At 67.3% G+C, this 22,339-nt stretch carries 22 protein-coding genes; 11 read left to right on the top strand and 11 right to left on the bottom strand.

Going from position 1 to position 22,339, the window contains the following annotated elements; all coding sequences use genetic code 11:
* Window positions 1–34 precede the first annotated feature (34 nt).
* Together DKT77_RS17330 and DKT77_RS17335 are read left to right on the top strand one after the other, a co-directional pair.
* Window positions 35–571, top strand: coding sequence for an SH3 domain-containing protein (locus DKT77_RS17330; protein WP_109812995.1), 537 nt, complete (start codon window positions 35–37; stop codon window positions 569–571).
* Window positions 572–667: 96 nt separating this feature from the next.
* Window positions 668–1,552 (top strand): cation diffusion facilitator family transporter, encoded by an 885-nt coding sequence (locus tag DKT77_RS17335; RefSeq protein WP_109812935.1) that lies wholly within the window; start codon window positions 668–670, stop codon window positions 1,550–1,552.
* A gap of 114 nt (window positions 1,553–1,666) precedes the next feature.
* On the opposite strand, the gene DKT77_RS17340 is transcribed toward DKT77_RS17335, so the two are convergent.
* From DKT77_RS17340 to DKT77_RS17365, 6 genes are read right to left on the bottom strand one after another with little or no spacing between them, the layout of a single operon-like run.
* Window positions 1,667–3,694, bottom strand: a complete 2,028-nt coding sequence (locus DKT77_RS17340) for a M3 family metallopeptidase (protein WP_109812936.1) — start codon at window positions 3,692–3,694, stop codon at window positions 1,667–1,669.
* A gap of 31 nt (window positions 3,695–3,725) precedes the next feature.
* Complete coding sequence (locus DKT77_RS17345) at window positions 3,726–4,787, bottom strand: HesA/MoeB/ThiF family protein (protein ID WP_109812937.1); 1,062 nt, start codon at window positions 4,785–4,787, stop codon at window positions 3,726–3,728.
* Entirely contained in the window at window positions 4,787–5,257 is a 471-nt protein-coding gene (gene dut, locus DKT77_RS17350; RefSeq protein ID WP_109812938.1) for a dUTP diphosphatase, read from the bottom strand. The genes DKT77_RS17345 and dut overlap by 1 nt, the downstream gene beginning before the upstream one ends.
* Entirely contained in the window at window positions 5,254–6,450 is a 1,197-nt protein-coding gene (coaBC, locus tag DKT77_RS17355; protein WP_109812939.1) for a bifunctional phosphopantothenoylcysteine decarboxylase/phosphopantothenate--cysteine ligase CoaBC, read from the bottom strand. Before coaBC ends, dut begins: the two co-directional genes overlap by 4 nt.
* 46 nt (window positions 6,451–6,496) lie before the next feature.
* Window positions 6,497–7,309 carry a ChaN family lipoprotein gene (locus DKT77_RS17360; RefSeq protein ID WP_109812996.1) on the bottom strand — a complete coding sequence of 271 codons (813 nt, stop codon included), beginning with the start codon at window positions 7,307–7,309 and terminating at the stop codon, window positions 6,497–6,499.
* A 22-nt stretch (window positions 7,310–7,331) separates the two neighbouring features.
* Window positions 7,332–8,210 carry an RNA polymerase factor sigma-32 gene (locus DKT77_RS17365; protein WP_109812940.1) on the bottom strand — a complete coding sequence of 293 codons (879 nt, stop codon included), beginning with the start codon at window positions 8,208–8,210 and terminating at the stop codon, window positions 7,332–7,334.
* Between the two features lie 122 nt (window positions 8,211–8,332).
* Between DKT77_RS17365 and cobU the strand changes: the two genes are divergently transcribed.
* The 3 genes from cobU to DKT77_RS17380 all read left to right on the top strand — a co-directional run bounded on the left by cobU (window position 8,333) and on the right by DKT77_RS17380 (window position 11,019).
* The gene (cobU, locus tag DKT77_RS17370) at window positions 8,333–8,827 is read left to right on the top strand and encodes a bifunctional adenosylcobinamide kinase/adenosylcobinamide-phosphate guanylyltransferase (protein WP_338016091.1); all 495 of its coding nucleotides are present in this window, start codon (window positions 8,333–8,335) and stop codon (window positions 8,825–8,827) included.
* Window positions 8,824–9,402, top strand: a complete 579-nt coding sequence (locus DKT77_RS17375; RefSeq protein ID WP_109812942.1) for a histidine phosphatase family protein — start codon at window positions 8,824–8,826, stop codon at window positions 9,400–9,402. The genes cobU and DKT77_RS17375 overlap by 4 nt, the downstream gene beginning before the upstream one ends.
* A 108-nt stretch (window positions 9,403–9,510) precedes the next feature.
* Complete coding sequence (locus DKT77_RS17380) at window positions 9,511–11,019, top strand: YifB family Mg chelatase-like AAA ATPase (protein WP_109812943.1); 1,509 nt, start codon at window positions 9,511–9,513, stop codon at window positions 11,017–11,019.
* On the opposite strand, the gene gshB is transcribed toward DKT77_RS17380, so the two are convergent.
* The 3 genes from gshB to rsmI form a co-directional block, all read right to left on the bottom strand.
* The gene (gene gshB / locus DKT77_RS17385) at window positions 10,995–11,963 is read right to left on the bottom strand and encodes a glutathione synthase (protein WP_109812944.1); all 969 of its coding nucleotides are present in this window, start codon (window positions 11,961–11,963) and stop codon (window positions 10,995–10,997) included. The two genes, DKT77_RS17380 and gshB, sit on opposite strands and share 25 nt — an antisense overlap.
* 92 nt (window positions 11,964–12,055) lie before the next feature.
* On the bottom strand, window positions 12,056–12,418 hold the full coding sequence (locus DKT77_RS17390; protein WP_109812945.1) for a YraN family protein: 363 nt from the start codon (window positions 12,416–12,418) through the stop codon (window positions 12,056–12,058).
* Window positions 12,411–13,286, bottom strand: a complete 876-nt coding sequence (gene rsmI, locus DKT77_RS17395; RefSeq protein ID WP_109812946.1) for a 16S rRNA (cytidine(1402)-2'-O)-methyltransferase — start codon at window positions 13,284–13,286, stop codon at window positions 12,411–12,413. Before rsmI ends, DKT77_RS17390 begins: the two co-directional genes overlap by 8 nt.
* Window positions 13,287–13,420: 134 nt before the next feature.
* Here rsmI and DKT77_RS17400 point away from each other — a divergent pair, with 134 nt between their 5' ends.
* From DKT77_RS17400 to murJ, 3 genes are read left to right on the top strand one after another with little or no spacing between them, the layout of a single operon-like run.
* A complete protein-coding gene (locus DKT77_RS17400) occupies window positions 13,421–14,587 on the top strand; it encodes a penicillin-binding protein activator (RefSeq protein ID WP_109812947.1) in 1,167 nt (388 codons plus the stop codon).
* Between the two features lie 37 nt (window positions 14,588–14,624).
* Window positions 14,625–17,414: a [protein-PII] uridylyltransferase gene (locus DKT77_RS17405; protein ID WP_420798330.1), complete on the top strand. Its 2,790-nt coding sequence runs from the start codon at window positions 14,625–14,627 to the stop codon at window positions 17,412–17,414.
* Window positions 17,411–18,976, top strand: coding sequence for a murein biosynthesis integral membrane protein MurJ (gene murJ, locus DKT77_RS17410; protein ID WP_109812948.1), 1,566 nt, complete (start codon window positions 17,411–17,413; stop codon window positions 18,974–18,976). The genes DKT77_RS17405 and murJ overlap by 4 nt, the downstream gene beginning before the upstream one ends.
* A 13-nt stretch (window positions 18,977–18,989) precedes the next feature.
* Here the strand turns inward: murJ and DKT77_RS21175 are convergent, their stop codons facing one another.
* Window positions 18,990–19,127, bottom strand: coding sequence for a hypothetical protein (locus DKT77_RS21175; RefSeq protein ID WP_238547983.1), 138 nt, complete (start codon window positions 19,125–19,127; stop codon window positions 18,990–18,992).
* Window positions 19,128–19,336: 209 nt separating this feature from the next.
* Window positions 19,337–20,038: a rhomboid family intramembrane serine protease gene (locus DKT77_RS17415; protein WP_109812949.1), complete on the bottom strand. Its 702-nt coding sequence runs from the start codon at window positions 20,036–20,038 to the stop codon at window positions 19,337–19,339.
* A 75-nt stretch (window positions 20,039–20,113) separates the two neighbouring features.
* On the opposite strand from DKT77_RS17415, the gene trpS reads away from it, so the two are divergent.
* The 3 genes from trpS to DKT77_RS17430 all read left to right on the top strand — a co-directional run bounded on the left by trpS (window position 20,114) and on the right by DKT77_RS17430 (window position 22,267).
* Complete coding sequence (trpS, locus tag DKT77_RS17420) at window positions 20,114–21,166, top strand: tryptophan--tRNA ligase (RefSeq protein ID WP_109812950.1); 1,053 nt, start codon at window positions 20,114–20,116, stop codon at window positions 21,164–21,166.
* A gap of 99 nt (window positions 21,167–21,265) precedes the next feature.
* Window positions 21,266–21,751 carry a VOC family protein gene (locus DKT77_RS17425; RefSeq protein WP_109812951.1) on the top strand — a complete coding sequence of 162 codons (486 nt, stop codon included), beginning with the start codon at window positions 21,266–21,268 and terminating at the stop codon, window positions 21,749–21,751.
* Between the two features lie 60 nt (window positions 21,752–21,811).
* On the top strand, window positions 21,812–22,267 hold the full coding sequence (locus DKT77_RS17430) for a universal stress protein (RefSeq protein WP_109812952.1): 456 nt from the start codon (window positions 21,812–21,814) through the stop codon (window positions 22,265–22,267).
* Window positions 22,268–22,339 lie beyond the last annotated feature (72 nt).

Genomic DNA, 22,339 nt, shown 5'->3' on the forward strand with positions numbered 1-22,339 from the left:
ACACAGGCCCGATGAGGCGAGCAGAGCCATGATCATGCCGATCCTGCGGTTTGCGGGCATCCTGACCCTTGCACTGATCTGTGCCGCCGGGCCCGGGCCCGGCCGCGCGCAATCGGACGCTTCGACCCCCACCGCCACCACAGGACCCTCCACCGGCCTGCCGATTCCGCGCTTCGTATCGATCAAGGCCAGCGAGGCGAACGTGCGCCGCGGCCCATCCACGACCCACCGGGTCGACTGGGTGTTCCGTCATCCCGGACTGCCGGTGATCGTGACCGCCGAATACGGGCACTGGCGCCGCGTGGTTGACCGCGACGGGCTGGGCGGCTGGGTGCACTACGCGCTGCTGTCGGGCAACCGGACCGTGATCGTGGATCTCGAAATGGCCGACCTGCGCCGCGACCCGGATCGCGCGGCTCCGGTCGAGGCCCGTCTGGAACGCGGCGTGATCGCACGGCTGATCGGCTGCGACGCGGGCTGGTGCGAAATCGTGGCGGGCGGGCATCGCGGCTGGGCCGAAGCGGCCGGACTGTGGGGCGTGGACCTGCGCGGCGGCGCGCCCGCGCAATAGGCGGCGAAGCCCGCGGCACGCGGTCTTTTCCTTGCATCCGCGCCCGGGTTGCTGGCACACCCGCGCCAGACGTGGCAACCAGACCGGACCCGCCCCATGACGCAGCCCTGCCACGATGCCCGCATGAACCTGTCCGCGACCCTCGCCTCGGTGTCGGTGGCGCTGATGCTGAGTGTGGCCAAGCTCTGGGCGCTGGGGCAGACCGGCGCGCTGTCGGTCGCGGCATCGCTGGCCGACAGCGGGCTCGACCTGATGATGTCGCTGGGCGGGCTGGCAGCGGTGCTCTATGCCGCGCGGCCCGCCGACGACGATCACACCTTCGGCCACACCTCGGTGGAGGATCTGGCGGCACTGGCGCAAAGCCTGTTCATCCTCGTCGCAGCGGGGGTTATCGCCATCGCCGCGGCAGCGCGCCTGACCGGCGATGCGCCCCCGCCGCTGGATGCGGAAGGGCGCGGGATCGCCGTTATGGTGCTGTCGATCCTCATGACGTTCGGGCTTGTGCTGTGGCAAGGCCGAGTGGCGCGGGCCACCGGCAGCCGCGTGGTCCAAGCCGACCGGCTTCATTATCTCGGGGATCTCGTTCCCAATGTCGGGGCCATCGTGGCGCTGCTGGCCTCGCGCTGGTTCGGGCTAGGCCTGATCGATGCGGTGGTCGCGCTCGCTGCCTCGGCGATGCTGGCGGCGGGGGCGATACGGATCGGCGTGGGCGCGTGGCACGCTTTGATGGACCGCGCGGCGGACCCTGCCACCGTCGCGGGGATCGAGGCGCTGGCCGAAGGCTGGCCCGGAGTGCACGGCTTTCACGACCTGCAGACCCGACAGGCAGGGTCCAAGGTGTTCGTAAACCTGCATGTGGAACTCGACGGTGATCTGCCCCTGCGCGAGGCCCACGACATAGGCGCGGGCCTGCGCGCGGCGATCCGTGAACGCTACCCGCGCTGCGAGGTCATCATCCACAAGGATGTGTGGAAGGGCTGACCCCGCCCAGCCCTTGCCTGTTTCACCCCGCGTAGCCCCTGTTCGGGACGCATCGATCCCAGCGAAACCCTACAGGTTAGGTTTCCCACCGCGTTCATATTCGCCTCGAAGCCATCACGCGGCGGTGTCGAATCCGCGTCCGCGCAGCAGCGCGTCCACCTCCGGCAGCTTGCCGCGGAACTTCAGATACAGCGCCTTCGGGTCCTCGGACCCGCCCGCCGACAGGATAAATCGCTCCAGCTTGGCCGCAGTGTCACGGTCGAAGGCGCTGCCCGCCTCCTCGAAGGCGGCGAAGGCATCAGCATCCATCACCTCCGACCACATGTAGCTGTAATAGCCCGAGGAATACCCGTCCCCGGTGAACACATGTGCAAAATGCGGGGTCGCGTGCCGCATCCGGATCGCCCGCGGCATCCCCAGACCGGCCAGAATCTCGTCCTGCCGCGCCATGATGTCCTCCGGTACCGGCCCGCTGTGAAATTCTAGATCGACCAGCGCCGAGGCGACATACTCCACCGTCGCGAACCCCTGGTCGGCGTTCTGCGCGGCGAGCAGCCGGTCAAGCAGTTCGGGCGGCATCGACGCGCCGGTTTCAGCATGGACGGCGAATTCCGACATGACTTCAGGCACTTCCAGCCAGTGTTCGTACAGCTGGCTGGGCAGTTCCACGAAATCGCGCGCCACCGACGTGCCCGAGATCGACCCATAGGTCACGTTCGACAGCATCTGATGGAGCGCATGGCCGAACTCGTGGAACAGCGTGCGCGCATCATCATAGGACAGCAGCGCCGGGTCGCCGGGCGCGGGCTTGGAAAAGTTGCACACGTTCAGCACGATCGGCCGCACGTCGCCGCCCAGCTTCTTCTGGCTGCGCAGCGCCGAACACCACGCCCCCGACCGTTTCGAGCCGCGTGCGAAATAGTCGCCGACAAACAGCGCCATGTGCTGCCCGTCGCGGGTCACTTCCCAGGCGCGGGCGTCCGGATGGTGCAGCGGCACGTCCACCTCGGCGAAGGACAGTCCGAACAGGCGGTGCGCGCAGGAGAACGCCGCTTCGATCATCCGGTCGAGTTGCAGGTACGGCTTCAGGTCCGCCTCGTCGAGGTCGTGGTCCGCCTTGCGCCGCTTCTCTGCGTAGTAGTGCCAGTCCCACGGCTCCAGGTCGCCATTGATCCCGTCCGCGCGCATGAGCGCGGTCAGCGCCTCGGTATCGGCCTCTGCCTTGGCGCGCGCGGGCGTCCAGACGGCCGTGAGCAAGTCGCGCACCGCATCCGGCGTGGCGGCCATTTCGGTTTCCAGCTTGTAGGCTGCGAAACTGTCATGGCCCAGAAGGCGGGCGCGTTCCTCGCGCAGCGCCAGCGTTTCAGCGGCGATCGCGCGGTTATCGGTCGGCCCGCCGCGCGCGCCGCGCGCGACATAGGCCTCGAATGCGCGGCGGCGCAGGTCGCGGCGTGGCGAGAATTGCAGGAACGGCGTGATCAGCGACCGCGACAGCGTCACCACCGGCACATCGAGCCCGCGTTCGGCTCCGGCCGCGCGCGCCGCCGCTTTCACGAAGGCGGGCAACCCCTCAAGGTCCGCTTCGGACAATTCCATGTGCCAGTCGCGTTCGTCCGACAGCAGGTTCTGGCCGAACTGCGTGCCCAGCACCGCCAGCCGTTCCTTGATGGCCGACAGCCTGTCGCGGTCCGCACCTTCCAGTTGAGCGCCCGCCCGCACGAAGCCACGCCGCGTCAGCATCAACACACGCTCCTGCTCGTCGGTCAGCCCAAGCGCGTCACGGCTCTGCCACAGCGCTTCGATCCGGGCGAAAAGCGCTGGGTTCATGGTGATCTCCGACCCGTAGGCGGCCAGCTTGGGCGAGATGTCCCGCATCAGCGCCTCGCGGGCCGCGTTGGAATCCGTGCCCGAAAGCGTGAAGAAGGCCGCCAGAACCCGGTCGAGTTGCGCATCGGAGCTTTCCAGCGCCTCGATCGTGTTGGCGAAAGTGGGCGGCGCGTCCTGATCGGCGATGGCCCGCACAGCGGCACGCGCACCATCCAGCGCAGCGTCGATGGCGGGCCCGAAATCGGCGTCGGTGATCAAGTCGAAGGGCGGCAGCGCATAGGGTGTTGCCCATTCGTCAAGCAGCGGGTTGGTCATGTCGGCTCCTGTCGTTTCGACTGATATAGGCTCAGCCGACGCCGCCGCAAACCGCGCAATCGGCCCGCTGCGTCACAGCGATACGGCGGCTTTCGCCTTCCAGCGCGTCATGGATCAGCAATTGGCCCCGCAGGGGCGTGCCCGCCCCCGCTATCAGCTTGATCGCCTCGGCAGCCATCATAGCCCCGATAATGCCCGGCAATGGGCCGATCACGCCCGCCTCGGCGCAGGAGGGGGCAAGGCCGGGCGCCGGAGCCTGCGGAAAGACGCAGGCGAAACACGGCGCGCCGTGGGCCGGGTCGTAGACGCTGACCTGCCCCTCCCACTGGGCGATGGCGCCAGACACCAGCGGCACGCCGGCTGCCGCACAGGCGGCGTTGACCATGTAGCGCGTATCGAAATTGTCCGACCCGTCGAGCACCAGATCGTAGTCCGCCACGAGATCGCGCGCGATCTCGGGCACAAGGCGCCGGTTGTAGGGGCGCACCGTCACATGCGGGTTCAGCGCCAGCATCGCGTCGCGGGCCGAAAACACCTTTGCCCGCCCGGTGTCGGCATCGCGGTGAATCACCTGCCGCTGGAGATTGGAGGCCGACACCGTGTCGTCATCAATGACCCCGATCGTGCCGACGCCCGCCCCGGCAAGGTATTGCAGCGCAGGCGCCCCCAGCCCGCCCGCGCCGATCACCAGCACTCGCGCCCGTTTCAACGCCCGCTGGCCGGTGCCTCCGACTTCGCGCAGCACGATGTGGCGGGCATAGCGGTCCAGTTCGGCATCGGTCAGGGGCGCGGCGGGATCTGCGGTCGCGTCGGCGCTTTCGGGCGCGCGGTTTTCCGGCCGAACCCGGGCGCGCAGTTTGCGCAGTCCGGCGGAATAGCCCAGTCCGACCACGACCAGCGCGCCGACGGCCAGCCAGTTGGCCGCAGAACCGCCCAGCGTCATGCGCAACGCCGCGCCCGGCGGCAGCACCACCAGCAGCGCCACCACCACGAGGTACAATAGTCCGATCATGATCCAGCGCGCCTGGGGCGGGGTCTTCATCAGCCAGCCGATGGCCCAGATCAGCCCGGCCAGCGCAAGGAACAGAAGCATCAGCGGGTCCCCGTCGATCCAAAGCCGCCGCTGCCCCGCGCGGTGTCGTCCAGCGTTTCGGCCAGCGTGAAGGACGCTTGCAGCACCGGCGCCACGACCAACTGTGCGATCCGGTCACCATGGGCGATGGTATAGGGCGTGTCCCCGCCATTCTGAACGATAACCCCGAGAGGGCCGCGATAATCGCTGTCGATGGTGCCGGGGCTGTTCGGCAGCGTCAGCCCATGCTTCAGCGCCAGCCCGGACCGGGGGCGCAGCTGCACCTCGTACCCCGCCGGGATGGCCAGCCGCAGGCCCGTCGGCACGAGCGCGCGCGCGCCGGGCGCCAGCGTGATACCCGTCGCGCGCAGCTCGCCCGGCAGGTTGGCGCGCAGATCTGCCCCTGCCGCGCCCGCTGTGGCATAGGACGGCAGCGGCACGGCGCGGTCCGCATCCTCCGTCCAGGCAAGTGTCAGCAAAGGGCCGGTCATGCCAGCGCCTCGGCGATTCTCGCAGCGAGGCGGCGGGCCACCTCCGTCTTGCTCAGGCTTGGCCATGGCTCGGGCCCGGTGTCGGAGATCAGGGTCACCGTGTTGTCTGAACCGCCCATGATGCCCGTCGCGGGCGATACATCATTGGCAACGATCCAGTCGCAGCCCTTGCGCGCGCGCTTGGCGGTGGCATGGGCGATAACGTTCTCGGTTTCCGCCGCGAAGCCGATGACCAGCGGCGGACGCCCGTGATCCATTTGCGCGACAGTTGCAAGAATGTCCGGATTCTCGGCGAATTGGAGCACGGGCAGCGCGCCGTTCCCAGCCTTCTTGAGCTTTTGCGCCCGTGCTTCGGCCATGCGCCAGTCAGCCACGGCGGCGGCGAACACGGCGGCGTCGGCGGGGAGCGCGCCCTGCACTGCGGCCAGCATCTCGCACGCGGTCTCAACGGCGATCACGTCCACCCCGGGCGGCGGTGGCACGCTGGCCGGACCGGTCACGAAGCTGACCCGCGCGCCCAAGGCGGCCAGCGCGCCCGCCAACGCCGTGCCCTGTGCCCCAGACGACCGGTTCGCGATGTAGCGCACCGGGTCGATGGGTTCGTGGGTCGGCCCCGACGTCACGATGACGTGACGCCCCCGCAGCGGGCCGCTTGCCAGCAGGTCGGCCGTCGCATCCACGATCGCGGCCGGTTCCGCCATCCGGCCGGGGCCGTATTCGCCGCAGGCCATGTCGCCGCTGTCGGGGCCGACCACGGACATGCCGTCGCCGCGCAACACCGACATGTTGCGCTGCGTCGCGGGGTGGTCCCACATGCGCACATTCATGGCGGGGGCGATCAGGACGCGCTTGTCGGTAGCCATCAACAGCGTTGTCGCAAGATCGTTCGCCAGTCCGGTCGCCATCTTGCCAATCAGATCAGCGGTCGCCGGTGCGACCACGACAAGATCCGCGGCGCGCGACAACTGGATATGGCCCATCTCAGCCTCGGAGGTGAGATCGAAAAGATCGGTGTGTACCTTCTCGGTGGCCAGTGCTGCGACCGACAGCGGTGTGACGAATTCTTGCCCGGCGCGGGTCAGAACCGGCACGACCGCCGCTCCCGCCTTGCGGTACTGGCGGATCAGGTCCAGCGATTTGTAGGCCGCGATCCCGCCGCCGATGATCAGAAGTATCCGTTTGCCTGCCAGCATCTGCCGCCCCTCCGCCCGCATTGATTAGGGGGCTGCGCGCGCGAACTCAACCGTTCTGCCCAGCACCCGCAAGACCCGCGCATGGGTCCGGACGCTCGGCCGGGGCGGTCACGAGCCACAGGTCGAACGGCGGCGCGGCAGGGTTCCCGTGATCCTCCAGTTGGCCGACCGACAACACACTTAGATCAGGCGCAGCGCGGCGCAGCGCGGCGGGTATGCCCCAGTCGGTGCGGGCGTGCCCCGATCCGGTGATAACGGCCACCGGGCCGCCGACCTCGGCCAGCGCGGTCAAGATGGTTTGAGCGAACGCGGCGTCGCGCAGGCGCTGCGCGGCGACCATGCCGGGTAGCATGTCGGCGGGCATCGCGTTGCAATGCGCCTCCATCTGCATCTGCTCGCGAGCTTCCTGTTCGTCGGCTGGCAGCGCCTCGTCCAGCCCGTATCGGCGGGCATCAGCGCCAAAGACAGCGGCAGGGCCGTTTCGAAAGGCTTGGCTGACTTCGGCGCGCGGCACGGCCATGCCATAGACGCGTGCCGCACCCGCTGCTTCGAACACAGGCCAGTACATCGCGAAGGGCGGCCAGCCCCCCGATGTCCAGTCAAGCGCGAGTCCAAGCGCCTCTCCGACGCGCGTGCCCTGATTGGCGATCGCCGCCTGTTCCGGACCAAGCATTTCGAAAACGACGGCTGCCGGTTTCAGCGCGCGCAATGCCGCAGCTTGGTTCAGGTGATGCTGCGGGTTATCATGCACCTCGCCAAGGATCACCACATCCACAGGTGGAAGCAGGCTCAATGCCTCCTGCGTGATCTCGCGGGCCTGAAGGGGACCGCCGAGCATAAGCCCGGCGGCCATCACCATCCCCAGCCCGCGCAGGGCGAGGTCACGCAAGGAAGGACTGCACCTCGGTCGAGCGGGACGACAGGCTCTTGCGCATCTTGCCGAATGCAGCCGCTTCGAGTTGCCGGACACGTTCCTTCGAAAGGCCAAGCTCCTGGCCCAGACTTTCAAGCGTGCGTGGGGCGTCGCGAAGCTTGCGCTCGCGGACGATGAACCGCTCGCGGTCGTTGAGTTCCTGCATGGCCGACACAAGCCACCCGCGCAGCGTATCGATGTCGCGGTCATGCTCCACAAGTTCCTGCGCCTGCTGGCTGTCATCTTCAAGTGTCTCGATCCATTCGCGCCCTTCGTCATCGGAGGACTGGGTTGCGTTCAGCGAGTAGTCCGACCCGGACAGCCGCCCCTCCATCATCTCGACGTCATGCAGTGGCACGCCGACTTCGGTGGCAATCATCTGGCGCAGCTGGTGCCGGTCCAGACGCTCGCCTCGCCCATCAGCTTCTCGCTCCAGACGAGCTTGGACGCGGCGCATGTTGAAGAAAAGCGATTTCTGGCTGGACGTGGATCCGGTGCGCACCATCGACCAGTTGCGCATCACATAATCCTGGATCGAAGCCTTGATCCACCACACCGCGTAAGTCGAGAAGCGCACGCCGCGGTCCGGGTCGAACTTGTCGGCCGCCTTCATCAGCCCCAACCCGGCTTCCTGGATAAGATCGTTCATCGGCGCGCCATAGCGCTTGAACTTGGCAGCCATCGAGATCGCAAGACGCATATAGGCCGTGATCAGCCTGTGCAGCGCTTCCTCGTCGCGCTCGTCGCGCCATGCATAGGCAAGTCGAAGCTCGGTTTCCGCGTCCAGCAATTCGGCCTTCATCGCGCGACGCGACAGGGATTGATCGGCGTATCCGTCCAGTGCCATAGGTGCTACTCCCGGTTTTATAATATGACGTCATTCTGTCGTCCTTATGCCGAGGGTTACGTCCGTCCTGAAAAACCGGATCACAGATAATGCATAAAACTTCCTTACCTCCGCTTTGTCTCGTGATCGGCGGCGCGGCCTCCGGAAAATCGCGCTTTGCCGAAAAAATCATAAACGACAGCGGCTTGAGCAAAGTGTATATCGCGACAGCGCAAGTATGGGACGACGAGATGCGCACAAAAATCGAGCAGCACAAGGCGCGCCGCAGCGGCTGGCGCGAGCTTGAGGCGCCAATGGACCTGCCCGGCGCTCTGGCGGGGATCGCCGCGGGCGAGGCGGCGCTGCTGGACTGCCTGACGCTTTGGCTGACCAACCATCTGCTGGCGGGGAGCGACATCGATGCGCAGACGGATCGCCTTTGCACGGCGCTGGCGGGTTGCACCGGTCCCGTGGTCGTGGTGAGCAACGAGGTCGGACAGGGCATCGTGCCGGACAACGCCCTGTCGCGCCGGTTCCGCGAGGCGCAGGGACGCGTGAACCAGCGCGTCGCCGCCCAGGCCGACAAGGTCACTGCGGTGATCGCCGGGTTGCCGCTTGTTCTAAAGGGAGCACCATGACCGAAACGCGCTACTGGTGGGTGCGGCACGGGCCGACCCATGCCAAGACGATGATCGGCTGGACCGACCTGCCCGCGGATCTGGGCGATCGCGCTGCGCTGGACCGGCTGGCGGCCCACCTTCCGTCCGGCGCGCCGGTGGTGTCGTCGGACCTGTCGCGCGCGGTCCAGACCGCCGATGCCATCGCGGACGGCCGCCGAAGGCTGCCGCATGACCCGGACCTGCGCGAATTGCATTTCGGCGCGTGGGAGAACCGCAGCTTTGCCGAGATCGACGCCGAGACGCCCGAACTGATCCGCGCCTTCTGGGAGACGCCCGGTCCGGTCCGGGCGCCCGGCGGCGAAGGCTGGCACGACCTGTCCGCGCGCGTCGGGGCCGCAGTGGACCGGCTGGCGGGGATGGCGCCGGACGTGATCGTCGTGGCGCATTTCGGCGCGATCCTGACACAACTGGAGCGCGCAACCGGCGCACCCACGACCGAGGTATTCGGCCAGAAGATCGACAACCTGTCGGTGACCTGCTTGGTACGCGGGCCGGATGGCTGGCGCGCCGCGGCTGTCAACCACCTGCCCTGAAGCCCATGTCGGAACCCTGTGTCCAAGGATTGATCCGAGGGGCCGCGTTAACACTTCCTAAACCTCGGGCGGGTCAGGTAACGAACGGGTAATCATGGCAGGACACCGATGATCGCGCGGGCCTTCACGGTCGCATTCGAGGGGCTAGAGGCGCGCATGGTCGAAGTGCAATGCGCGGTCACGCCGGGCCTTCCGGCCTTTTCCATCGTCGGGCTTCCGGACAAAGCTGTTTCAGAAGCCCGCGACCGGGTCCGCACCGCGCTTGGTGCCATGTCCATCGCGCTGCCGTCCAAGCGGATCACCGTGAATCTGTCACCCGCCGATCTTCCCAAGGAGGGCGCGCATTTCGACCTGCCCATCGCGCTTGCACTCATGGCCGCGCTGGAGATCCTGCCGCGCGAGGAAATCGCCGACACCGTCGCGCTTGGCGAGATGTCGCTGGACGGGGTGCTCCACCCGGTGATCGGCACGCTTCCCGCCGCGCTTGCCGCCGCCGCCGAGGGCCGCGCGCTTCTGTGTCCGCGCGCCTGCGGACGTGAGGCGGCCTGGGTCGGGGCGGCGCGCGTGCTGGCCGCCGCGTCGCTGGCCGAGGTCGTGCGCCATTTCACCGGGCAGGTGCTTCTGCCCGATGCCGAACCGGGCGAGGTCGTGACCGCGCCGCCGGGCGGCGATCTGCGCGACGTGAAAGGCCAGGAGCGGGCCAAGCGCGCGCTGGAGATCGCGGCTGCAGGGCGCCACCACCTGCTGATGACCGGCCCGCCCGGATCGGGCAAGAGCATGCTGGCGGCCCGGCTGCCGGGACTGTTGCCGCCGCTCGGCGCGGCAGAGGCGCTGGAAACGTCGATGGTGCATTCGCTGGCGGGGCTGCTGGACGAAGGCGGCATCTCGCGCACGCGGCCGTTCCGCAGGCCGCACCACACCGCGTCGGTCGCTTCCATCGTCGGTGGCGGGAAGGGGGCCAAGCCGGGCGAAATCAGCCTTGCCCATAACGGAGTTCTGTTCCTCGACGAATTGCCGGAGTTCCCGCGCGGGGTGCTGGAAACCCTGCGTCAGCCGATCGAGACAGGGGATGTCGTGGTCTCGCGCGCCAATGCCCATTGCCGATATCCCGCGCGCTTTCTGCTGGTCGCGGCCGCCAATCCATGCCGCTGCGGGCACATGGCCGACCCCGCGCAGGCCTGCGCCCGCGCGCCGAAATGCGGCTCAGATTACATGGGCCGCATCTCGGGCCCGCTGATGGACAGGTTTGATCTGCGCATCGAGGTGCCACCGGTTGCCTTTCAGGATCTCGACCTGCCCGCATCGGGCGATGACAGCCGCACGGTGGCGGCGCGGGTGGCAGCGGCGCGCGATGTACAGGCGGGCCGGTACGCCGGGCATGACGGGCTGCGGGTCAACGCCGATGCGGAAGGGGCGCTGCTGGAGGACGTCGCTACGCCCGATGCGGCGGGACGCGAGTTGTTGACCCGCGCTGCGGACCGGTTCGGGCTGACTGCGCGCGGCTATCATCGGGTGCTTCGGGTGGCCCGGACCATTGCGGATCTTGAATCGGCGGACCGCGTCGGGCGCACCCACGTGGCCGAAGCGCTGGGTTACCGGCTCAGCACGTTGGCCTGACCCGCTGCCGCCGCGCGCTTGGCCTCTATCACCTCCCAGATCCGGGCAGTCACATTGGTACCGTCGAACCGCTCCATCTCCTGAAGGCCGGTGGGAGAGGTCACATTGATCTCGGTCAGCCGGTCGCCAATCACGTCGATCCCCACGAAGACCTGCCCCGCCTCGCGAAGCGTCGGGCCGATGGCGGCACAGATCTCGCGATCGCGATCCGTCAGCACGGCCTTCTCGGGCTTGCCGCCCACATGCATGTTCGACCGCGTCTCGCCGGTTTGCGGCACGCGGTTGATGGCGCCTACCGGCTCCCCGTCGACGAGGATCACTCGCTTGTCGCCGTGGCGGATGGCGGGCAGGTATTCCTGCGCGATGATCGGCTCGCGGCTCATGGCCGAGAAGGTTTCGTGCAGCGAGCCAAGGTTGCGGTCGTCCGGCCCGAGACGGAACACCCCTGCGCCGCCATTGCCGTAAAGCGGCTTTACGATGATTTCGCCCCTTTCGGCCTTGAACGCCTTGAGCGCCTCGAGATCGCGGGTGATCAGCGTCGCAGGGATCAGGTCGGGAAACTTCAGGACCAGCAACTTTTCCGGGAAATTGCGCACCCAGAACGGGTCGTTCACCACCAGCGTGCGCGGATGCACGAGATCCAGAAGATGCGTATAGGTGATGTAGCCCATGTCGAAGGGCGGGTCCTGCCGCAGCCAGACCACGTCGAAATCGGACAGGTCCCGGGTTTCCTCGGGTCCGAGCGTGACATGGTTTCCGATCTCGCGGCGCAAGGTGAAAGGCTGACCCGTCGCCTGCACGCGCCCGTCATGGAACCGCAGCCGGTCGGGAAGGTAGAAGAACAACTCGTGGCCGCGCGCCTGCGCTTCCTCGGCCAGCCGGAACGTGCTGTCAGCGTTGATGTTGACAGTTTCGATCGGGTCCATCTGGAACGCGACGCGCATGTGCTGACCTTCCCTGTGCGATGTCGGCGCCGTGCGGTGCCGGTGTCGTCGCACTGAATGCCGCAATCCGCCGGGCACTGCAACGTGGCGCGTCAGGCGAAGGCGTTTTCCAGAACCTCCACATGGCCGCGATCATCCACAAGCGCGAGATCGAAACGGCAGTCGCGCGGCGCCGTGCCAGGCAGCGTGCCAAGGTATTCCTCGGCCGTCTGCCACAGCCGGGCCACCTGGTGCGGCCCGAGCCGCGTGGCAGCGGTGGCGAAACTGCCGGATTTCTTGACTTCCACGAAGACGGTCGCGCCTGCCAGTTCGAAAATCAGGTCGATCTCTCCGGCTTCGCCGCGCCAACGCATTGCCTGCAGGTCGGCCCCGACCCCGGCATAGCGGCGCGCAACAATGTCCTCGGCCGCAGCGCCGGCAAGATGTGCTGTCCGCCCGCGAACATGCCTAGTCATCACCCTTCGCTCCGCCGCGCCCGCGTTCCAGCGCCATCTGGTAAACCTGCTTGCGCGGCACGCCGAACCGCTGCGCCACGAGCGCGGCGGCATCCTTGACGCTGTGCGCCTCCAGCGCGGTGTCGAGCGCATCGGAGACGCTTTCGGCCGAGATTTCCTTCGCGGTCGGTGGACCGACCAGCACCACGCACTCGCCCTTGAGCGTGCGCCCCGCCAACGCGACGACAAGGTCGGCCAGCCGCGCGCGCTGCACTTCTTCGAAACGCTTGGTCAGTTCGCGGCACAGCGCAGCCTCCCGGTCAGGACCCAGACATGCCACGAGATCGGCTAACAAGGCATGAACGCGGCGTGGAGATTCGTAGAAAACCAGCGTCGCGGGCGTATCGGCGAAACCGTCGATGAGCGTGCGCCGCGCAGCGGCGCGGGCGGGGGCGAACCCGAGGAATACGAAGCGATCCGTGGGCAGCCCGGCCAGCGTCAGCGCCGCGATCACCGCCGAGGGACCGGGCGCCGTGGTCACCGCACCGCCTGCGGCCACGACGGCGCGCGCGAGCGCGAAGCCGGGATCGGACACCATCGGCGTGCCCGCTTCGGACGCATATGCAACACTGCGCCCTGCGCGCACCTCGGCCGCAATACTGGCCCGCGCACCGGGATCGCTGTGATCGTGATAGGCCCACACCGGCCGGTCCCCGAGCGGCACCCCGTGGATCGCCAGCAGCTTCTTGAGGCTGCGCGTGTCCTCTGCCACGAGGATCTGCGCCGAGGCCAGCACGTCCAGCGCCCGCAGCGTGATGTCGCGCGCCGTGCCGATGGGTGTCGCAACAAGATAGAGCCCCGGCTGAAGGGGGACGATCTGGTGATTCAAGGTTGGCCCCGCTTGCAGAGATGCGTAGGGTCTGCGTAGTTGAGCGGGCCACGTCCCGCAAGGCCGCCGCCGGGCACGGCAAGGGCAGCAACCGCATCCGGCCGGGCGCCGGAAGAGTACGGGAAGGATCGCGCATGGCACGCTTCAAGGGTCAGTTCGGACGCAGGGCCGTCATCAGGTCATTCGGCGCGCTGGCGCTGGTCGGCGGACTCGCCGCTTGTGACCCGGCCGCGATCGGCGCGATCGGGGGCGGCTCCGGGTCGGTGCAGGTGGCCCTGCTGGTCCCAACCGGCGCGGCGGACAGCAACGTGGCGTTTCTCGGGCAGAACCTGACCAATGCAGCCAGGCTCGCGGTGGCCGATCTCGAAGGGGTCGAAGTCGATCTTCGGGTCTACGACACCGCGGGCAACGCCGAACGCGCGGGCCAGGTCGCCACGCAGGCCATCGCCGAGGGCGCGGACGTGATCGTCGGCCCGCTTTTCGCCGAGGCCGCCAACGCGGCGGGGCTTGCCGCGGCCGCGAAGGGCATCCCGGTGATGAGCTTTTCGAACAACCCCACTGTGGCGGGCGGAAATGTCTTCGTGATGGGCCCGACCTTCGACAACACCGCGCGGCGGCTGATCGGCTACGCCCGCGGCCAAGGCAAGTCCAGCGTTCTGGTGATGTATGGCGAGACCGAGGCAGAGCGCCTTGGCCGGGACGCAGCGATGCGGGCGGCACAGGATTTCGGCATGTCCGTGGTCGGCACGTCGGGTTTCGCGATGTCGCAGGAAGGTGTTGTCGCTGCGGTGCCCGGCGTGGTGCAACAGGCCAAGTCCACCGGCGCGGACGTGCTTTTCCTGACCTCGAACACCGATACGGCTCTGCCGATCGTCACGCAACTTCTGCCCGAAAACGGGCTGCCACCGGAAGAAATCCAGTATGTCGGGCTGACGCGCTGGGACGTGCCCGCCTCCGCGCTGTCGTTGCCTGGGGTACAGGGCGGCTGGTTCGCGCTGCCCGACACCGCCGCGGTGAACAGCTTCGGCAGTCGCTATACCGCGGCCTATGGACAGGCACCGCACAGCATCGCCGGGCTAGGTTACGACGGAATCGCGGCGGTCGGCGCGCTTGTCGGGTCGGGCCAGCGCGTCACCCCGCAAACCCTGACGCAAGGGCGCGGCTTCGCCGGTGCCAGCGGCGCGTTCCGCTTCCTGCAGAACGGCAGCAACCAGAGGGCGCTGTCGGTCGCCACGGTGCAGGACAAAGCGCTGCGCATCGTCGATCCCGCGCCGTCCAACTTCGCGAGCGCGGGCCTCTGAACCGCCTCCCGCAGGAGAACCAACGCGCTTGACCGACATCACCCTGTCCGAACGGCCCGACCCCGCAGCCAACGCATTGCCGGACGACCTGATCCGCCCCCCCACAGAGATCTTCGACATGGCCGCGGCCCTGGCGGCACTGGATGCTGCCTCGGCACAGGCGGCGGACCCCAAGGCGGTCCGCGCCGCCACCGTGGAACGGCTCGCGGCGCTGCGCAAGGCGGGCATGGGCGCCATCGCCCGCGGCATCGCCGAACGTCCGCTGGAAGCCCGGCCCGCGGTACGGTCGTATGCCTGGCTGACGGACTGTCTTGTGCGGGCCTGCTTCCATGTCGCGATCAGGCACCTGCACCCGGCCCGGTCCGCCGATACCGAGGACCAGATCTCGGTCGTGGCGGTCGGCGGCTACGGCCGGGCGGAGATGTCCCCCTGCTCGGACGTGGACCTGCTGTTTCTGACGCCTTGGAAGATCACGCCCTGGGCCGAAAGCGTGATCGAGTCGATGCTCTACATGCTGTGGGACCTCCGACTGAAGGTCGGCCATGCCAGCCGTACCGTGGCCGACTGCCTGCGCCAGGCCCGCGACGACTACACCATCCGCACCGCGCTGCTGGAGCTGCGTCATCTCGACGGCAATGTCGCGTTGGCCAACGAACTGAAGGCGCGGCTGCGCGACGACCTGTTCCGCACCTCGGCGTCCGATTTCATCGAGGCCAAGCTGGAGGAACGCACCAGCCGCCACAAGAAGCAGGGTGGTCAGCGTTACGTGGTCGAACCCAACGTGAAAGAGGGCAAGGGCGGCCTGCGTGACCTTCAGACCCTGTTCTGGATCGCCAAGTACGTGCACACCGTCGACGAACCGCGCGAACTTGTGAAGCTTGGCGTCTTCACGGCCGATGAATACCGCTACTTCGACAAGGCGCAGAATTTCCTGTGGGCGGTGCGCAACCAGCTGCACCTCGTTACCGGACGGGCGATGGACCAGCTGACCTTCGATCTGCAGGTCGAGGTCGCCGACAAGTTGGGCTATGTCGACCGGGCCGGGCGCCGCGCGGTCGAACATTTCATGCAGGACTATTTTCGCCACGCCACCAGAGTGGGCGATCTGACCCGCGTATTCCTGACCGCGATGGAAGCCAACCACATCAAGCGGATGCCCAGCCTCCGGGGCTTCTTCACGCGGCGGCGCAAGGTCAAACCCGGCTTCCGCGTGGTGCAGAACCGCCTGTCGGTGGAGGACGAGGCGGCCTTTCTGTCCGACAAGCTGAACTTCCTGCGCCTGTTCGACGAGGCGTTGCGCACCGGCTACCCGCTGCACCCGGACGCGACGCGCATGGTCGTGGCGAACCTTTCGCTGATCGACGATACGATGCGCCGCGACCCAGAAGCGAACCGGATCTTCCTCGGGCTGTTGCTGAAGCGCGGCGAGCCGTCGCGCGCCCTGCACCGGATGAAGGAAACCGGCGTGCTCGGTGCCTTCCTGCCCGAGTTCCAGCCGATCGTGGCGATGATGCAGTTCAACATGTACCACCACTACACGGTGGACGAGCACACCATCATATGCATCAACGTGCTGGAACGGATCGAACGGGGCGAGCTGGCGGACGAGCTGCCGATGTCCACACGCATCCTGAAAGAAGGGGTGAACCGGCGCGTTCTCTACCTCGCACTGCTTTTGCATGACATCGGCAAGGGCCGCCCCGAGGACCACTCGGTTCTGGGTGCGCGCATTGCGCGCCGCATAGCGCCGCGGCTCGGCCTGAAGCCGCAGGAATGTGCCACGGTGGAATGGCTGGTGCGCTATCACCTTCTGATGTCGGACATGGCACAGAAACGCGACATCGCCGATCCACGCACGGTGCGCGATTTCGCCAAGGCGGTGAAGACGCAGAAGCGGCTGGACCTGCTGCTGGTGCTGACGTCCTGCGACATCATGGGCGTGGGACCGGGCGTCTGGAACAACTGGAAAGCGATGCTGTTGCGCAACCTTTACCGCCAGACGAGCGAGGCGCTGTCGAGCGGACTTGAGGACGTGAACCGAGAGGCCCGAGAGAGCGAGGCCAAGCGCGCGCTGCGAGAGGCTTTGGGCGACTGGGACAAGGGTCTCGTGCGGCACGAACTGTCGCGCCATTACGGCCCCTACTGGCAGGGATTGCAGACCGAAACGCAGGTCGTGTTCGCTCGGATGCTCGACGGGCTGGAGGACGACGAGATCCGCGTCGACCTGAAAGAGGACACGGACCGCGACGCGACGCGCGTGTGCTTCGTGATGGCGGACCATCCCGGCATATTCGCGCGGCTGGCGGGCTCGCTCGCGCTGGTCGGAGCCAACGTGGTGGACGCGCGCACCTATACCTCGAAGGACGGCTATGCCACCGCGGTATTCTGGGTGCAGGACGCGGACGGCGCACCCTATGACACGCACCGGATGGACCGTCTGAAGGCGATGATCCGCAAGACCCTGCACGGCGAAGTGGTGACCGGCGACGCGATGGTGCAGCGCGACAAGATCAAGAAGCGCGAACGCGCCTTCCGACACCCCACGACCATCGATTTCGACAACGAGGGGTCGGACATCTACACCATCATTGAAGTGGACACGCGCGACAGGACCGGCCTGCTCTACGATCTGGCGCGCACTCTGGCGGCGAACAACATCTACATTTCGTCGGCGCAGATCGCCACCTATGGCGCTCAGGCAGTGGACACGTTCTATGTCAAGGACATGTTCGGCCTGAAGATCATGGGCAAGGGCAAACTCGAATCGCTGGAACGCAAGCTGAAGGACGCGATCGAACGCGGCGCGACCAAGGCTGCCGCCGAATGAAGCCCATCCGGCTGCTGTCGGGCCTTCTGACCGTGGGCGGCTGGACCATGGCCAGCCGCGTGCTGGGGTTCGTGCGCGACGCGATGATCGTCGCATTGCTGGGCACCGGCCCGGCTTATTCCGCGTTCATCGTCGCCTTCTCGCTGCCCAACATGTTCCGCCGCTTCTTCGCGGAAGGCGCCTTCAACATGGCCTTCGTGCCGCTGTTCTCGAGGCGGCTGGAAACCGACGAGCGGCCCCACGCCTTCGCCCAGGAGGTGTTCTCCGCGCTGATGTGGCTGCTGATCGCCTTCACGCTGCTGGGCCAGCTTGGGATGCCGCTGCTGGTCCTTGCGATGGCAAGCGGCTTTGTCGGCGGGCCGGAGTTCGATCTCGCGGTCGATTTCGGGCGGATCACCTTCCCCTATATCCTGATCATCTCGCTGGCCGCGATGCTGTCGGGACTGCTGAACGCGACCGGGCGCTTCGCGGTCGCCGCCGCGGCGCCGCTGCTGCTGAACGTGATTTTCATCGCCTTCATGTGGGCCGCTCATGTGACCGGAAGCGACATCGCGCGCGCGTTGATCTGGGCGGTGCCCGCGTCGGGGCTCGCGCAGTTCGTGCTGCTGTGGACCGCCGCGGCGAAGGCGGGTTTTCGGCTCGTGCCGACCCTTCCGAAGCTCACGCCCGAGATCCGGACCCTGGCGGTAATCGCCGCGCCGGCCGCGCTGGCGTCTGGCGTGGTGCAGGTAAACCTGCTGGTTGGACGGCAGGTGGCCAGCTATTTCGATCGCGCGATCGACTGGATGTACACCGCCGACCGGCTTTACCAGTTGCCGCTGGGAGTGGTCGGCATCGCGGTCGGGATCGTGCTTCTGCCCGACCTGTCCCGACGGCTGGCCGCCGGGGACGATGCCGGCGGTCGCGCGGCGCTCAGCCGCGCGGGAGAGATCTCGCTCGCGCTGACGCTGCCCGCCGCCGTGGCGCTGTGCGTGATCCCCGAAGCGCTGGTGTCGGTGCTGTTCGAACGCGGCAGGTTCACCCCCGCCGACACCGCAGGGACCGCGCTGGCGGTGGCGATCTACGGCGCGGGACTGCCAGCTTTCGTGCTTCAGAAGGTGCTCCAACCGCTCTATTTCGCGCGGTCCGACACGCGCAGCCCGTTCCGGTTCGCGCTGTGGGCGATGGTGCTGAACGCGGCCTGCGCGATCGGGATGGCGCCGGTTCTCGGCTGGCCCGCCGCGGCACTGGCCACGACGCTGGCGGGCTGGGCGATGGTCGGGCTGCTGTGGCGCGGCGCCCGCCCGATGGGCGACGTCGCCCGCTTCGATGCGCGCTTCCGGCGCCGGGTGCCGCGGCTGGCGGCGTCGGCGGCGCTGATGGGCGCTGCGATCTGGGCCGGGGCGGCGGTGCTCAATGGCGCGCTGCACACGCCGGGCCTACGCTATGGCGCGCTGGCGCTTCTGGTGGGGGGCGGCGGCACGGTCTATTTCGCCGCCGCGCATCTTCTTGGCGGTCTGCCACTGACGGACTTGAAAGCGGCGTTCCGGCGGCCCCGCGGCGATCGCGGTACCGCCGGATAGACCATCCGCTGCGTCACCGCCCCTTTTTGGTGACGCCGGGCCCGGTCGGGATCTTGCCCACGACGCCCGGCGGAACCGCCGACGGCTTCGCCTTGACCTGTTTCGGTTTCTTCGCTTCGCGGTTGCCGCGCTGCTTGTCGCCCTTGCTCATTTCGATGCCTTCCAGACAAAGAGCCCCCGCGCGGCTCATGCCGAACGGGCCGGGAGTGGTGCCCTGCCCCTGCGGGACGGCACGCGGTGCGCGCGGTGCGCACCTGCGTCGGCCCCAAGGGTGCGCCGGGCACGCCGGGCGGGCGCGACTCGCGCCTTCCGGCCAATCAGCGTTGCGCGCCTTTCGCGTGCGCCGCAAGAGCAATCGCGTCAGCGGCGGCGGATCGCATCGCGCAGCCGCGCCCAGCCGCCCGGCACCAGCACGAAGCAAAGTGCGAAGCCGACCGCGAAGCCAGCCAGATCGGCCAGCCAGTCGTTGCGCGACCCGAACAGAAGCCCGAACAGAAGCTGTATACCGAGCAGCAGCCCGATCAGCCGGAACGCCATAACCTGGCTTTGCTGCAGCAGCCTCGCCTGCACCCACATCAGGAAGGTATAGCCGCCGATCAGCCCGTAGACGCCTGGATACCCGCCCACGAGCGGGAACGGATCGGTCAGCAAAAGACCATACACCAGCGCGCCCCCGATCGACGCACCGAAGAAGATCACGAGCACCGAAAGCTCGCCCAGAGCCTCGCCCACCATCTTGCCCATCGCCAGCACGAAAACGACAACGAAGAGCGCGTGGGTGAAGCTGAAATGCAGTAGCGGGTAGGTGACGAAGCGCACCAGCAGGTCTGGCGGGAAGCGGCTGTTCGCCAGCATCCATTGCAGCGCCTCGCCAAAAAAGCCGTAGTCGCGGATCGCACTGGCCCGCATCCCGACCCCGGTTGCGCCGCCGATGATGCCGCGGTCGGCAAGCCCGAACAGGATTTCGATCCCGACGATGATGACGGCCAGCGCCACAACCGATTTCGGAAGCGGGTTGACCGGGCCCTGCGGGATCGGCCGGGCGGGCTGTGGTGTGGGCATGTCATTCCCCTGATTGACGGCACGCAGGCCCCCCGATAAGCGAACCGGGCCAGAACTTCCAGACGGAGACACGCCATGACGGATGCGGTCCAAACGCCTCCCGTGACAGATGATGCCAACGCCGCCTTCACCCCGCGGGTCTTTTCCGGCATTCAGCCGACCAATCATCTGCAACTCGGCAACTACCTTGGCGCGGTCAAGCGCTTCGTCGACATGCAGAACAGCGGGATCGAGACGCTCTATTGCATTGTCGACCTGCACGCGATCACCGTCTGGCAGGACCCGGCCGACCTGACGCGCGCCACGCGCGAGCTTGCGGCGGGTTACCTGGCCTCGGGACTCGATCCGGCGAAGTCGATCCTGTTCAACCAGGCGCGCGTGCCCGAGCACGTGCAGTTGGCTTGGGTGTTCAACTGCGTGGCGCGGATGGGCTGGCTCAACCGGATGACCCAGTTCAAGGACAAGGCCGGCAAGAACCGCGAAGCGGCGAGCGTGGGCCTATTCACCTATCCCAGCCTCATGGCCGCCGACATCCTTGCCTACCACGCAACGAAGGTGCCCGTCGGCGAAGACCAGAAGCAGCATCTGGAACTGACCCGCGACATCGCCATCAAGTTCAACAACGACTACGGCGTGGATTTCTTCCCGGTGACCGAACCGGTGATCGAGGGCGTCGCGACGCGGGTCATGAGCCTGCGGGACGGCAGCAAGAAGATGAGCAAATCGGACCCGTCCGACATGAGCCGGATCAACCTGACCGACGATGCCGACACGATCGCGAAGAAGTTCCGCAAGGCCAAGACCGATCCCGAACCGCTGCCCGAAACGCTCGACGGGCTGGCGGACCGGCCCGAGGCGCGCAACCTTGTCAACATCTATGCCGCGCTTGGCGACAGCACCGCCGACGCGGTCATCGCCGAATTCGGCGGGCGCAGCTTTTCCGACTTCAAGCCGCGGCTGGCCGATCTCGCCGTCGAGAAGCTGTCGCCGCTGTCTTCCGAGATGAGCCGCCTGATGCAGGATCCGGCCGAGATCGACCGTGTTCTGGAAGGCGGCGCCGAGCGCGCTCGCGCCATCGCCGCGCCGATCCTGAAACGCACCTACGAGATCGTGGGAATGGTCACCTGACGCCCTGCGCGCCTGTGCACAGGTGCCGTTAGGAAAACGACCTGTGTGCAAATGCGCAATCCGCGTAGGACGGCGGGACGATCATGCAGGGAGGGTCCCATGCCATCCGACTACGTCACCCCCGCCAAACTTGGCCATGTTCATCTGAAGGTTGCCGATCTCGACCGGGCCGTCGCGTTCTACTCGGACGTGCTGGGCTTCGAGGTGCAGGTGCGGTGGCCGCAAGCCGCCTTCCTGTCCTCGGGCGGGTATCACCATCACATCGCGTTGAACATCTGGGACAGCGCGGGTGGGCTGCCGCCGGAACCTGACCGGACCGGGCTTTACCACGTCGCGTTTCTTTATCCCGACCGGGGGTCACTGGGACGCGCGGTGCAGCGGGTCATGGATGCGGGCATCCGCATCACCGGCAAGGCCGATCACGGCGTCAGCGAAGCGGTGTATTTCAACGATCCAGAAGGCAACGGTGTGGAGTTGTACCGCGACCGGGCCGAAGCGGACTGGCCGCGCGGCCCGGACGGGCGGATCAGACTGGGCAACGCGCCGCTGGACTTGCGCGCGCTGCTGGCCGACGCCACGCGCTGACGCAAGCCGCTTGCCTTGGGGCGCCCGGTGCTGTCATCGTGGTGGAGGGAGGGACCTGCCATGCGCACTTTTCTCGTCGTTCTAGATGACAGCCGCGAATGCCTGAACGCGATGCGCTTCGCAGCCATGCGCGCCGCCAAGACCGGCGGCGGGGTCGAGATCCTGTCGGTCATCCCGCCCGAGGAATTCAACCACTGGATCGGCGTCGGTGACATCATGCGTGAGGAAAGCCGCGAGCGGATCGAGGCGCATTTCGAAGTATTCGCGAAATGGATGCGGGACCGGCAGGGGGTCAATCCCTCGCTCGTGATCCGCGAGGGAGACCTGTTCCGCGAAGTGATGGCCCAGATTTCCGACAACCCGGAGATTGGCGTACTGGTGCTGGGCGCGGGCACCGACAAGAGCGGCCCCGGCCCGCTGATCACGCAGATCACCAAGTCGGCGGCGACGCTGCCGATACCTTTCACCGTGGTTCCGGGCAACCTGTCCAAGGAACAGTTGGAACAGGTCACCTGACCGCCAACTTGGAATCGTTCCAAACATTGACTTCGCGCCCCGCGATCCGCATATCGGTTGCAACGGAGGTTA

The sequence above is a fragment of the Meridianimarinicoccus roseus genome (assembly GCF_003172915.1).
Taxonomy (GTDB): domain Bacteria; phylum Pseudomonadota; class Alphaproteobacteria; order Rhodobacterales; family Rhodobacteraceae; genus Meridianimarinicoccus; species Meridianimarinicoccus roseus.